The organism is Streptomyces sp. NPDC050842 (genome assembly GCF_044456565.1).
Lineage (GTDB): Bacteria > Actinomycetota > Actinomycetes > Streptomycetales > Streptomycetaceae > Streptomyces.
In genome coordinates this window covers 569,102-582,136 of sequence record NZ_JBITGA010000006.1, presented here as the reverse complement: position 1 = coordinate 582,136, position 13,035 = coordinate 569,102, and the positions used below count along the sequence as shown (strand labels likewise).

The 13,035-nt window shown below is 71.6% G+C and carries 11 protein-coding genes and 1 tRNA gene; 7 read left to right on the top strand and 5 right to left on the bottom strand.

Annotated elements, in window-relative coordinates:
• Nucleotides 1–50 precede the first annotated feature (50 nt).
• The 3 genes from cysS (at nucleotide 51) to ACIBG6_RS23420 (ending at nucleotide 4,317) form a co-directional block, all read left to right on the top strand.
• Complete coding sequence (cysS, locus tag ACIBG6_RS23430) at nucleotides 51–1,451, top strand: cysteine--tRNA ligase (RefSeq protein ID WP_399224473.1); 1,401 nt, start codon at nucleotides 51–53, stop codon at nucleotides 1,449–1,451.
• Between the two features lie 80 nt (nucleotides 1,452–1,531).
• A complete protein-coding gene (gene rlmB, locus ACIBG6_RS23425; protein WP_399224472.1) occupies nucleotides 1,532–2,488 on the top strand; it encodes a 23S rRNA (guanosine(2251)-2'-O)-methyltransferase RlmB in 957 nt (318 codons plus the stop codon).
• A 116-nt stretch (nucleotides 2,489–2,604) separates the two neighbouring features.
• A complete protein-coding gene (locus ACIBG6_RS23420) occupies nucleotides 2,605–4,317 on the top strand; it encodes a DoxX family membrane protein (protein WP_399224471.1) in 1,713 nt (570 codons plus the stop codon).
• Nucleotides 4,318–4,528: 211 nt separating this feature from the next.
• Here ACIBG6_RS23420 and ACIBG6_RS23415 read toward each other — a convergent pair whose 3' ends face one another.
• From ACIBG6_RS23415 to ACIBG6_RS23405, 3 genes are all read right to left on the bottom strand, one after another.
• Nucleotides 4,529–5,245: an NDP-sugar synthase gene (locus ACIBG6_RS23415; protein ID WP_399224470.1), complete on the bottom strand. Its 717-nt coding sequence runs from the start codon at nucleotides 5,243–5,245 to the stop codon at nucleotides 4,529–4,531.
• A gap of 103 nt (nucleotides 5,246–5,348) precedes the next feature.
• Complete coding sequence (locus ACIBG6_RS23410; protein WP_329622062.1) at nucleotides 5,349–5,759, bottom strand: hypothetical protein; 411 nt, start codon at nucleotides 5,757–5,759, stop codon at nucleotides 5,349–5,351.
• 222 nt (nucleotides 5,760–5,981) lie between these two features.
• On the bottom strand, nucleotides 5,982–7,079 hold the full coding sequence (locus tag ACIBG6_RS23405; protein WP_399224469.1) for an ABC transporter ATP-binding protein: 1,098 nt from the start codon (nucleotides 7,077–7,079) through the stop codon (nucleotides 5,982–5,984).
• Between the two features lie 182 nt (nucleotides 7,080–7,261).
• On the opposite strand from ACIBG6_RS23405, the gene ACIBG6_RS23400 reads away from it, so the two are divergent.
• A tRNA-Thr gene (locus ACIBG6_RS23400) sits at nucleotides 7,262–7,335 on the top strand.
• A 138-nt stretch (nucleotides 7,336–7,473) separates the two neighbouring features.
• Here ACIBG6_RS23400 and ACIBG6_RS23395 read toward each other — a convergent pair.
• Nucleotides 7,474–7,701 carry a hypothetical protein gene (locus ACIBG6_RS23395; RefSeq protein WP_399224468.1) on the bottom strand — a complete coding sequence of 76 codons (228 nt, stop codon included), beginning with the start codon at nucleotides 7,699–7,701 and terminating at the stop codon, nucleotides 7,474–7,476.
• A 184-nt stretch (nucleotides 7,702–7,885) separates the two neighbouring features.
• On the opposite strand from ACIBG6_RS23395, the gene ACIBG6_RS23390 reads away from it, so the two are divergent.
• A complete protein-coding gene (locus ACIBG6_RS23390) occupies nucleotides 7,886–9,943 on the top strand; it encodes a restriction endonuclease (protein WP_399224467.1) in 2,058 nt (685 codons plus the stop codon).
• A gap of 56 nt (nucleotides 9,944–9,999) precedes the next feature.
• Here the strand turns inward: ACIBG6_RS23390 and ACIBG6_RS23385 are convergent, their stop codons facing one another.
• On the bottom strand, nucleotides 10,000–11,391 hold the full coding sequence (locus ACIBG6_RS23385; protein WP_399224466.1) for an NAD(P)/FAD-dependent oxidoreductase: 1,392 nt from the start codon (nucleotides 11,389–11,391) through the stop codon (nucleotides 10,000–10,002).
• Nucleotides 11,392–11,617: 226 nt separating this feature from the next.
• On the opposite strand from ACIBG6_RS23385, the gene ACIBG6_RS23380 reads away from it, so the two are divergent.
• Entirely contained in the window at nucleotides 11,618–12,520 is a 903-nt protein-coding gene (locus ACIBG6_RS23380; RefSeq protein ID WP_399224465.1) for an aminoglycoside phosphotransferase family protein, read from the top strand.
• A gap of 19 nt (nucleotides 12,521–12,539) precedes the next feature.
• Complete coding sequence (locus ACIBG6_RS23375; RefSeq protein ID WP_399224464.1) at nucleotides 12,540–13,028, top strand: GNAT family N-acetyltransferase; 489 nt, start codon at nucleotides 12,540–12,542, stop codon at nucleotides 13,026–13,028.
• Nucleotides 13,029–13,035: the final 7 nt, after the last annotated feature.

Here is a 13,035-nt window from a genome sequence, read left to right as displayed (position 1 = left end):
TCAGCCGACAGGGTCGCGGGGCACTACCACACGCCCACTACCCTGGAGTGGTGACTATTCGCCTGTACGACACCAGCGCCCGGCAGATCCGTGACTTCACCCCGCTCACACCGGGCTGCGTCTCGATCTACCTCTGTGGCGCGACCGTCCAGGCCGCCCCGCACATCGGCCACATCCGGTCGGGGCTGAACTTCGACATCATGCGCCGCTGGTTCGCCTACCGCGGCTACGACGTCACGTTCATCCGGAACGTCACCGACATCGACGACAAGATCATCGCCAAGGGTGCGGACCAGGGCCGCCCCTGGTGGTCGATCGGGTACGAGAACGAGCGCGCGTTCAACTCCGGTTACGACGCGCTCGGTTGCCTGCCGCCCACCTACGAGCCCCGCGCCACCGGGCACGTCCCCGAGATGATCGAGATGATGCGCGGCCTCATCGAGCGCGGTCACGCGTACGAGGCCGACGGCAGCGTCTACTTCGACGTGCGCTCCTTCCCGGGCTACCTGGAGCTGTCGAACCAGGACATCGACGACCTGCGGCAGCCCGCCGAGGACGGCATCACCGGCAAGCGCGACCCGCGCGACTTCGCGATGTGGAAGGCGACCAAGCCGGGCGAGCCCGACTGGGAGACCCCGTGGGGCCGCGGCCGCCCCGGCTGGCACCTGGAGTGCTCGGCCATGGCGCACAAGTACCTGGGCTCCGCCTTCGACATCCACGGCGGCGGCCTCGACCTGATCTTCCCGCACCACGAGAACGAGATCGCCCAGGCCAAGGCCTACGGCGACGACTTCGCGACGTACTGGGTGCACAACGCCTGGGTCACCATGGCCGGCGAGAAGATGTCGAAGTCGCTCGGCAACAGCGTGCTGGTGTCGGAGATGGTCAAGAACTGGCGCCCCATCGTCCTCCGCTACTACCTGGGCACCCCGCACTACCGCTCGATGATCGAGTACAGCGAGGAGTCCCTGCGCGAGGCCGAGTCGGCGTTCGCCCGTATCGAGGGCTTCGTCCAGCGCGCCACCGAGAAGGCGGGGACGACCGTCGCCCCCGCGGCCGAGGTGCCGCCGGCCTTCGCCGAGGCCATGGACGACGACCTGGGCGTGCCGCACGCGCTCGCGATCATCCACACCACCGTCCGCCAGGGCAACAGCGCCCTCGCGGCGGACGACAAGGACGAGGCCATCGCCCGCCTCGCCGAGGTCCGTGCCATGCTCGGCGTCCTCGGCCTGGACCCGCTCGACCCGCACTGGGCCGACGAGTCCGGTGGCGGCGAGGAGCTCCACGGCGTCGTCGACACCCTCGTACGGCTCGTGCTCCAGCAGCGCGAGTCGGCTCGCGAGCGGAAGGACTGGGCGACCGCGGACGCGATCCGCGACCAGCTGAGCCACTCCGGTCTCGCCATCGAGGACAGCCCCGACGGCCCCCGCTGGACGCTGGGCAACCGTTAGAAGACGTGCCGCTCGGGGCTCCGGGCGGCACACTTCAGTTACAGACTTGTGTACGCAGGCAATAGAGGAAACAGGTAGTCATGGCCGGGAACAGCCAGCGCAGGAACCGTCGCACGTCCAACAAGAAGGGTGCGACGGTCGGCAGCGGTGGCCAGCGGCGCAAGGGCCTCGAAGGCAAGGGCCCGACCCCCAAGGCCACCGACCGCAAGGGCCACAAGGCCTTCCGCGTCTCGAACGCGATGGCCCGGAACGTGGCCAAGCGCAAGCCCGTCGCGCGCCGCGGTGGCAAGGGGACGTCCGAGATGGTCGTCGGCCGCAACCCGGTCTTCGAGGCGCTGCGCGACGGCGTGCCCGCCACGACCCTGTACGTCCAGCAGTTCATCGACAACGACGAGCGCGTGCGCGAGGCCCTGAACCTCGCCACCGGCCGCGGCAACATCCACATCATGGAGGCGCCGCGCCCCGAGCTCGACCGGATGACGAACAACCTGAACCACCAGGGTCTCGTCCTCCAGGTCCCGCCGTACGAGTACGCGCACCCCGAGGACCTCGCCGCGGCCGCCTTCGACAACAACGAGGACCCGCTGATCGTCGCCCTCGACGGCATCACCGACCCGCGCAACCTCGGCGCCGTCGTCCGCTCCGTCGCGGCCTTCGGCGGCCACGGCGTGGTCGTCCCCGAGCGCCGCGCCGCCGGCATGACGGCCGGTGCGTGGAAGACCTCGGCCGGCACCGCCGCCCGTACCCCGGTCGCCCGCGCCACCAACCTGACCCGCTGCCTGGAGCAGTACCAGAAGGCCGGTCTCACGGTCGTCGGCCTCGCCGCCGACGGCGACCACGAGGTCCACGAGCTGGAGGCGCTGTCCGGCCCGGTCGTCATCGTCGTCGGCTCCGAGGGCAAGGGCCTGTCGCGCCTCGTCGGCGAGACCTGCGACTACCTCGTCCGCATCCCCATGCCGGGTGGCGCGGAGTCGCTCAACGCGGGTGTGGCCGCGGGTGTCGTGCTGTACGAGGCGGCCCGCCGCCGTATGGCGTAACACTTCTCCGCACCACGCAGCGCACGACCCGGCCTCGGCCGCGGCGTTGATCTTGACGGGTCTCGGACATTTGCGAGCTGTCAAGGCAGTGTCCTAAACCCAGATCACTCGGTTAGATGAGTGTGGACACCAGAACGCCCCGGCCGGGGTTCGACGATCAGCCCGCGCTGAGCATGGTCAAAGTGGACTCAGATCCCGCCCAGGTGATCGTGAACCACGCCAGCTTCCGTGTGCGGCTCGCGCCGGCACAGGCGCCGACGTTCGCCGCGAACCCGCGCGTCGCCGCACTCGCGGGAGCGGGAGCCGCTGGGGGCGGGGGCGCGCCGCGCCGCCGTCCCGTCGTGTGGACGGGGAAGTCCGCGCCGGGCGCGACCGGCCTCCTCCAGGCCGTACGCGATTCCTCCGCCGTCTCCACCCTGGACCCGGCCGTGGGCCGTGGCGGACCCGGCGGCCATGGTGCACCGGGTGGACACCTCGGGCACGCGGGACACGCCGGACACTCCGGCCTGGACGCGGGGCTCGACGCGGGCGCCACCCAGGCCATCCCGCGCATCGACGACACCATGCCCACCCCGATGGTGCCCGCCGAGGCCGCCGGGCCGCTGCTGCCGCCGATGCGCCGCGCCGAGGGCGCCTACGACGACGTGTACGAGCTCCGAGCCGAGACCCCCGGGCCGTACGAGGACGACACGGCGTACGGCACGGCGGACGGCCGGGAGGGCCGCGACGGCCGGCGCCAGGCGCACGACCCCGTCCGGCACGCGTACTACCCGGGCCGCCGGATGAACCTCGGCGTCGTCCTCCTCCCGCTCCGCGTCTTCCTCGGCTTCATCTCCATCTACGCGGGCATGGGCAAGCTCTGCGACCCCGTCTACTTCGACGGCGGCGAGCGCGGCTCCATGGTGAAGTGGCTCAACTCGCTGCACCCGTGGGCCCTCGCCGAACCGCTCCGCGACTTCGCCCTCCAGCACCCCGTGGGCGCCGGGCTCACCGTCGCGTTCCTCCAGGTCGTCGTCGGCGTCCTCACGGTCCTCGGCCTCTGGCAGCGGGCGGCCGCGGTCGTCGCCGCCCTGCTCTCCGCCGCGCTCATCCTGACCGTCAGCTGGAAGACCGTCCCGGTCTACGACTCGGCCGACATCATCTACCTGGCCGCCTGGTCCCCGCTGATCATCGCCGGCGCCCCCGTGTACTCGATCGACGGCCGCCTCGCGGGAGAGGCCTGGCGCACCCTCGGCCCCCGCGCCGAACTCTGGGCCCTGCGCCGCCGCGTGACGCGCCGCAGCACCCTTCTCGCCTCGGTCGTCGTCGGCCTCACGCTCCTCATCGGCTCCGTCCTCGGCGGCGCGGTCCGGTCGACCGAGATGATCACCGTCCCGGGCCCCAACGACGACCCGATCAACCACCTCCCCGGCCGCCCGCTCCCCACGGAGCCGACGCGCCGGGCCCCCTCCGGGAGCGCCTCCACCGCGCCGGAGCCGTCCGCGACGTCCGAGACGTCCGAGACGACGGAGGCCACCGCGGGTCGCGAGGAGACCGAGGAGGCGACCCGGCCGACCGAGACGACCCGGGAGGCCACCCGCACGCAGGAGCAGCGCCCGACGGCCACGCAGGGCAGCGGCACCACGGGCTCCTCGACGACCACGCGCCCGCCGACGCAGTCGAACCCGGCGCCTCCGCCGACCACCAGCGACACCCCGACGACCACGGGCGGCACGTCGAGCGGCGGCTCCACCGGGTCGACGGGCTCGACGGGCGGCAGCAGCACGCCGACGGAGAGCGGCTCGACGACGGGCGGCGCGAGGAACCCGATCGGCGGCCTGCTGGGCTGAGGCGGGCGTACACGCACACGTAGACGCACACGTACGCGTACGAGAGAGGGCGGCGCCGCGAAGAAGCGGCGCCGCCCTCACGCGTACGTGCGCGTCCTCCTGGGGTGTCTCACGCCCGCTGGGGTGTTCTCAGCCCCCGCGGGGGGTGTCTCAAGGACCGCGGGGGTGTCTCAAGGCCCGCTGGGGTGTTCTCATGCCCCGCGGGGGTGTCTCAGGCCCGCTGGGCGGCAAGCTCCTTGGCGGCCTCGGTCAGGTCCTTGGCGGTGTCGATGGCGCGCCAGTACGCCCCCTGGGGCAGCGGGAAGCCGGCGAGGCGGCGCTCGCGGGCGAGCCGGGGGAAGGTGGTCCGCTCGTGGTCGCCGAGGTCCGGGAGGAGCTCGGTGAAGGCCGCGGAGAAGACGTACACGCCGGCGTTGATGAGGAACGGCGACGGGGGCGACTCGACGAAGTCGGTGATGTGCCCGAAGGTGTCGGTCTCGACGGCGCCCCAGGGGATGCGGGGGCGGGCCAGGGCGAGGGTCGCGACGGCGTCCCGCTCGTCGTGGAACGCGGCCATCTCGCGGAGCGAGAAGCGGGTCCAGATGTCGCCGTTGGTCGCGTACCAGGGCTGGTCCGGCGAGGGCAGATGCGCGGCGGCGTACTTGAGGCCGCCACCGCGGCCCAGGGGCTCGGACTCGACGACGGTCGTCACCTTGAGGGGGAGTTCGGCGGTTTCCAGCCACTCCTGGAGGACTTCGGCGAGGTGGCCGCAGGAGACGACCGCGTCGGTCACGCCCTCGGCGGCGAGCCAGGAAAGCTGATGGCCGATGATCGGGGTCCCGGTGCCCGGGATCTCGACCATCGGCTTGGGGCGGTCGTCGGTGTAGGGGCGCAGCCGCGAGCCCTGGCCGCCCGCCAGGACCACGGCCTGCGTCGGATTGGAGTGCATACGGGGAACGATAGGCGCCCCGCGCGCCGGAGGGCGGCGGGGCGCACGACGATGCTCGGCTCCCGGCTCGACTGACGACTCGACCGACGTCTCAGCTTCCGGCTCAGCTCGTGCGCATGACGCCGGTCGCGTACGAGGTGTCGCAGACCGGGCGGGAGAAGGACTGGGCGCGGGAGGGGCCGTAGTGCTTGACGGCGGCGCGGCCGAGGGCGCGGGCGATGGACATGCAGTGCTCGGCGAGGGAGGGCCGGTTCTCGACCTCGCGCTGGAGGTGCGTGAGGGCCGTGCCGGGGTCCTTCTCCTGAAGCTCTGCGAGGAGCTGGTCGCGGAGAATATCCTGCGGGGCACGGGACTTGGCGCGGACGGAGACGTCCGTGGAGGAGGCCGTCAGCTGGGTGGTGGAGTCCTGGCCGGCCCACGGAACGGCGGACACCGCGAGCGTTCCCGAGAGCACCAGGACGACGGGCAGGACGAGGGCGAGAGAGCGGCCGATTCGGCGGGCAGTGTGCGTCACGCAGGCGAGCGTAGCGGCCGGTAGTGATATGGCGACATTTAGTCACTCTCGCGGGGGATGGTTCGAGGCGGCTTTTCGAATTCCGTGTTGACGCGGGGGTCGTGGGAGGGCCCTGAATGCCGGGGTTTTCCGGGGTAAACCACGACTTGGACGTCATAGGCGAACGGCCCCCGCATCTGCAAGAGATGCGGGGGCCGTTCAGCGAAGCGCCGGCGTTGTGGATCAGTCGCTGAGGCGGGCGCCCGTGGAGGTGGAGAAGACGTGCAGCTCGGCGGCGCGCGGGACGACGTGGAGCGTGGAGCCCTTGGCGGGCACGTCACGGCCGCCGACGCGGACGACCAGGTCCTTGTCCTCGCCGCTGACGCGGGTGGAGCCGTAGATGAAGCCGTCGGAGCCGAGCTCCTCGACGACGTTGACCGTGACGGCCAGGCCCTGGTCGCTCTCCGAGCCCTGCACGTCGAAGTGCTCGGGGCGGATGCCGACGGTGACGGTGGTGTCGCCGTTGGCGGAGGCGGCGGCGATGGCGTCGCGGGAGACGGGGACGACGCTGTTGCCGAACTTCACGCCGCCGTCGGTGATCGGGACCTCGATCAGGTTCATGGCGGGGGAGCCGATGAAGCCGGCGACGAAGAGGTTGGCGGGCCGGTCGTACATGTTGCGCGGGGAGTCGACCTGCTGGAGCAGACCGTCCTTCAGCACGGCGACGCGGTCGCCCATGGTGAGGGCCTCGGTCTGGTCGTGGGTGACGTAGACCGTGGTGATGCCGAGGCGACGCTGGAGACCGGCGATCTGCGTACGGGTCGAGACACGGAGCTTCGCGTCGAGGTTCGACAGCGGCTCGTCCATGAGGAAGACCTGCGGCTCACGCACGATGGCGCGACCCATGGCGACACGCTGACGCTGACCGCCGGAGAGCGCCTTGGGCTTGCGGTCGAGGTACTCGGTGAGGTCGAGGATCTTCGCGGCCTCTTCGACCTTGGCGCGGATCTCGCTCTTGTTGACGCCGGCGATCTTGAGCGCGAAGCCCATGTTGTCGGCGACGGTCATGTGCGGGTACAGCGCGTAGTTCTGGAACACCATCGCGATGTCCCGGTCCTTCGGCGGCAGGTGCGTGACGTCGCGGTCACCGATGCGGATGGAGCCGGCGTTGACGTCCTCGAGCCCCGCGAGCATGCGGAGCGAGGTCGACTTGCCACAGCCGGAGGGCCCGACGAGGACGAGGAACTCGCCGTCGGCGATCTCGATGTCGAGCTGGTCGACGGAGGGCTTGGTGGCACCGGGGTAGACCCGGGTCGCCTTGTCGAAAGTGACGGAAGCCATGGTGGTGTTTCCCTTCACCGGCAGGAACGTGCCGGACGATCCGAGTAAAGGAAGGATTGAGGTCTAGTCCACCTGGGTGAACCGCAAGTGACGCTACCTGGCCATGCCCGATCTGTCAGCCACCCAGAGGACGTGAGATTTCCGGCCGCCGCCCGAGCGGGGTTGGTTACACTGCACTCGCTGCCTCCTTAGCTCAGCTGGCCAGAGCACCGCTCTTGTAAAGCGGGGGTCGTCGGTTCGAACCCGACAGGGGGCTCACGGCGAAGGGCCGGCGCAGGGGCGTGTTTCCCCGGTGCCGGCCCTTTCGCGTGATCACGGTCGTGCCGGCTATGGGCCGGGAGGTTCGTCCGGCGGTCCGGTCGTCTCGGGAGTCGCGGGGTGCCAGGCTCGTCGGTCAGGCGGCCTTCCGGGTCTGGGGTGCCTTCCGTGTCTTCACCCCGGTGACGACGAGCGCCAGACCCACGGCGACGATGCCGAGGTAAGCGGTGGACGGAAGGTCGGCGACCTTGTGGATCCAGCCCCACTCCGTGCCGAAGAAGGTCTGCGAGGCGAAGCTGACCAGTCCCTGCGCTCCTATGACGTAGCCGATGCTTTCGACGGTGTATCCGATGGTTGTTCGCACGGATCAAGCCTCTCGCCGCGGTGCCGCAAGATCGTCCTCCCCAGGGCCGAAAGCGCGGTAGGCCGAAGGATGCAGTCGCGTGCGGTGAGCGAATGCGTACCGTTTCTGTGTTCCTTGTCGGGGGCGTCCGGGACACTTGTGCGTTACGGGGGCGTACAGGTGGCGTTCGGGGAGGGGTGTGCGGATGGGGCGGCGTTCCAGTGGGTTGATCGGGGTCTGGGCCGAGCAGCAGCGCGTTGCGCAGAGGGAGCGTGAGGGGCAGCAGCAGGCCGTGCTGCGTCGGCGTAGGGAGGCGGAGGGGGCGCAGCGGGCGTACGAGCGGGATGTCGCCCGGATGCAGAAGGAGCAGCGCGCCGCGTATCGGCGGCATCGGGATGAGGACGCTCTGCGGCGGACCCATGAGTTGGACGCGCGCGTCGCCCAGCTTCAGGGGCTGCTCGTCGCGGGGTGTCGGGCTCCCGTTCTCGGCGTGGAGGGGTTGCGGCGGAGCGAGGTCGTGCAGCCGTTCGAGCCCGGGGCGTTGGGTGAGCCCGTGGCCATGCCGGACCAGCGGCACTACCAGGACCACGGCGGGCGGGCGCGGTTCGAGCGCGACTGGTACGCGGCACAGGCCGCCGAGGCGCGGCGCCTGGAGCAGTTGGCCGCGTATCGGCAGGCGTACGACTCCTGGGCCGCGGCGCGGATCGAGGAGATCCGCGCGCACAACGTCGGGCTCGCCGGGACCGCCGACGCCTTGAGGGTGGGGGAGCCCGAGACCGTCGTCGAGTTCTTCTCGGCCGTGCTCTTCGCCTCTGGCGCCTGGCCTGAGGGGTTTCCGCGCGAGGTCGCCGCCGCCTACGACCGCGCCGGGCGCACGTTCGTCCTCGACTGGGACCTGCCCGAGTACGAGGTCGTGCCCGCCGCCAAGGGGGTCAAGTACCTGCCCAGTACCGACCAGGACAAGGAGGTGCCGCGGCCCGTCACGCAGCGGCGCGCCCTCTATCGGGACGTGCTCGCGCAGAGCGTGCTCCTCGCCGTGCGGGAGTTGTTCGTCGCCGATCGGGGCGGGGTGCTGGAGAGTGTCGCCCTCAACGGGTACGTGGGCGGTGTCGATCCCGCCACCGGGCTCGCCGGGCGGGTGTGCGTCGCCTCCGTCGTCGTCGGACGGCGTGACTTCGACCGGTTGAACCTGGAGCTCGTCGGGGCCGTGGAGTGCCTGACCGGGGCCCTCGGCGGGCGGCTGTCCGCCAAGCCCGAGGAGCGGGTCGCCGTGGCACCGCTGCGCACGCCCGAGCAGGTCGGTTCGGACGTCGTCGTGCAGGGGGACGGGGACGAACCCGATCTCCTCGCCATGGATCCGATCGCCTTCGAGGGGCTGGTGGCCGAGCTGTTCCGTGCTCGGGGGCTTCAGGCCGTCACCACGCGCCGCTCCAACGACGGCGGCGTCGACGTCGAGGCGCTCGATTCCGATCCGATCAGCGGCGGCTCGATCGTCGTGCAGGTCAAGCGGTACCGGAACACCGTCCCGCCGACCGCCGTCCGCGATCTGTACGGGACCGTGCAGGACGCCGGCGCGAACAAGGGCGTGCTCGTCACGACCTCCAAGTTCGGTCCCGGCTCCTACGCCTTCGCCAACGGGAAGCCGCTGACGCTGATTTCGGGCACCGAGCTCGTCGACCTCCTCCATCAGCACGGGCTGCGGGGGCGGTTGGGGAGCGGCGAGGCGGCGTCGGCTCCTCCCGTCGAGGCCCCTGTGACCGCGCCCGCCGAGGCCGACGACGACTTCAACCTGCTCGGCATGGTGTGGTCCGGGTCCACCGCTCTTGATGTGTGCGCCTTGGTCTGCTCCGGCAACCAGGTCCTCGGCGACGAGTGGTTCGTCTTCTTCAACAACCCCGCCACACCCGATGGTTCGGTGGCCATGGTCGCCGCCGCCCCCGGCGACCGCGCCGCCGTACGCGTCGGCTTCGACGCGCTCCCCGCCCGCGCCGACCGGCTCGTCCTGGTCGCCGCCGTGGACCCGGAGGTCAACCCCGACGCCGACCTGGCCGCCTTCGCCGACGCGGGCATCCGGCTGCGGGACGACTCCGGCGGCGAGCTCGACAGCCTTGAGGTGTCCGACGGGCGTCCCGGCGAGACCGCCCTCGTCCTCGGGTCGTTCCGGCGCCGCTCCGGCGGCAACTGGGACTTCGTCCTCGGCGGGAAGGGGTACCGGGGCGGCCTTGAGGAGTTGGTGGGGGACTTCGGCATTCAAGTGGAGTGACGGGAGGGGTGGGGAAGGTGGGGGCGGTCCTTGTCTCGGGCCCGCCCCCCGTCCCCTCAGTGGCGGCCCGTCACCTTGTCCGCCAGGACCGCCACCCGGTCCGTCTCCGCGCTGTGGCCCGTCAGTTCGCGGCGGTCCGCTCCGCGGAACGCCGCGTACATCGTCTGGACCGCGAGCCAGCGCAGGGGTTCCGGTTCCCACTTGCGGACCTTGTGGTTCACCCAGGGCAGTGCGGTGAGGTCCGTGGGGCCCGACTGTCCCGAGTCCTGCTGGATCAGGTCGCGGAGGGTGCGGGCCGCCAGGTTCGCGGTGGCGACGCCGGAGCCCACGTAGCCGCCCGCCCAGCCCAGGCCCGTCGAGCGGTCGAGCGTGACCGTCGCGCACCAGTCGCGGGGGACGCCGAGGACGCCCGACCAGGCGTGGTCGACGCCGATGGCGGCGAGCTGCGGGAAGAAGCGGACCAGGATGTCGCGGAGGGCCTCGATCGTCCGGGGCTGGGTGCGGCCGTCGTTGTCCGTCTTCGAGCCGTAGCGGTACGGGACTCCCCGGCCGCCCAGCGCGATGCGGCCGTCCGCCGTGCGCTGCGCGTACATGTAGGCGTGCGCCATGTCGCCGAGGGTCTCGCGGCCCTCCCAGCCGATCGACTCCCACTGGGCGTCCGTGAGCGGCTCGGTGGCGATCATGGAGGAGTTCATGGGGAGCCATGTGCGGCGCTGGCCTGCGAGGGAGGCCGTGAAGCCCTCCGTGCAGCGCAGGACGTACGGGGCGCGGACCGTGCCGTACGGGGTGATCGCGTGCTTCGGCTTGATCTCCGTGACCGGCGTCGACTCGTGGATCGTCACACCGAGCGACTCCACGGCCGCCGCCAGGCCCTTGACCAGCTTCACCGGGTGCAGGCGCGCGCCGTGCGGTGTCCAGGACGAGCCGACGGCGCCGGTGACGCGGATCCGGTCGGCCGTCTCGCGGGCGCCGTAGAGCTCGCGGTCCCTCTCGCCGAAGGCGGCCTCGGTCGCGTGGAACTCCTTCAGCCGGGCCAGCTGGGCGGGGGACACGGCTACTTCGAGCACTCCTCCGCGGTGCTGGTCCGCCTCGATCTTCTCCGTCTCGCAGACGTCCAGGACCTCGTCGACCGTGGCGTTCATGGCCTGTTGGAGGCGGACGGCGGCCTCGTGGCCGTGGAGCTTGGCGTAGCGCGCGCGTCCCGCGATGCCGTTGTAGAGCCAGCCGCCGTTGCGCCCTGAGGCGCCGTAGCCGCAGAACTTGGCTTCGAGGACCGTGATGTTGAGGAACGGGACGGCCTTCTTCAGGTAGTAGGCCGTCCACAGGCCCGTGTAGCCGCCGCCGACGATGCAGATGTCGGCCGTGGTGTCGCCGGGGAGCGGCTCGCGGGGGGCGGGGGCGCCCTCCTGCCCGTACCAGAACGAGATGCCGCCGTTGACCGTACTCATGTGTCGTTCCTCAGTCCGTCTTCCGGGTGCGTGGGCGGGACGTTACCCGGGCCTCGGGCCTGTGGATACGGCTCCGCCGCGGCCGTGACCGTGGTGCCGCGGTACGCCGACCGTGCCCGTCGACGGGGCCGCCCTCCGGCGGGGCCGCGTCGACGGGCAGGGCGCCCTCTGCGACGTCGGCGCATTCTCGAAGGCGCTGCGCGGCGCCGGTGTCTAGGCTCGGTACGTGATTCACGTACCCGCGGAACTCGCGCGCTCGCAGGCCAAGTACAACGGTGAGGCCGGGCGGGCGTTCGTCGCCGGACTGCCCGCGCGGGCCGAGGAGTTCCTGGGCCGCTGGGGGCTGCGGGTCACCGGCCCCTCCTTGTACGGGGTGGCCTCGCTGGTGCTGCCGGTGGAGCGGGTCGCGGACGGCACCCGCGCCGCGCTGAAGATGCAGATCCTGGACGACGAGACCGAGGGGGAGCCCGTCGGGCTGCGGGTGTGGGACGGGGCGGGTTCGGTGCGGCTGCTCGATCACGACGCCGGGACCGGGACCATGCTCCTCGAGTGGCTCGACGCCGCCCGGCCGCTGTCCTCGGTCGCGGAGACGTCGGGCACCCGGGAGGCGCTGCGGATCGTGGCGGCGCTGCTCGCCCGGCTCGTGGCCGTTCCGGCGCCGGCGGGGCTGCGGACCCTCGGCGACATCGCCGCCGGGATGCTCGCCGACGTACCGGAGGCGGCCGCCCGGCTCGGCGCGGAGGACGCGGCCGTCCTGCGGGACTGCGCGGCGGCCGTACGGGACGTGGCGGGCGAGCCGGGGGACCGGCTGCTCCACTGGGACCTCCACCTGGACAACGTGCTCGCGGCCGAGCGGGAGCCCTGGCTGGCCATCGACCCCAAGCCGCTCGCCGGGGATCCCGGCTTCGATCTGCTGCCCGCTTTGATGGACCGGTTCGATCCCGATCCGGACGAGACGCTCTGGCGGTTCGACCTGCTGGCCGAGGTCGTCGGCGACCGGCGGCGGGCGGTGGCCTGGACGCTCGGCCGGGTCCTGCAGAACGGACTCTGGGACATCGAGGACGGGGAGCCCGGCCTGGACGAGGAGCAGGTGGCACTCGCACGAATCCTGCTGGCCAGGAGGGTCTGACCCGAGGCAGGCTGGTCCCATGATCCGTACCGCCACGCCCGCCGACGTCCCCCTCGTCTTCGCCATGATCCGCGACCTCGCGGAGTACGAGAAGGCCCTCCACGAGGTCCGTACGAGCCCCGAGCAGCTCCACGAGGCCCTCTTCGGCGACCGCCCCGCCGCCTTCGCCCACATCGCGGAGACGGAGTCCGGCGAGATCGCCGGCTTCGCGCTCTGGTTCCTCAGCTTCTCGACCTGGCGCGGTGTCCACGGCATCTATTTGGAGGACCTGTACGTCCGTCCGGAGGTGCGCGGCGGCGGCCACGGCAAGGCCCTGCTGCGCGAGCTGGCCCGTATCTGCGTGGACCGCGGCTACGAGCGCCTGGAGTGGTCCGTCCTGAACTGGAACAAGCCGTCGATCGACTTCTACGAGTCCCTGGGCGCCCGCCCGCAGGACGAGTGGACGGTCTACCGCCTCACGGACGGGGCGCTGGCCGAGCTCGGTGGTGGTGGGGCGGGAGCGCTGTAGGACGTGC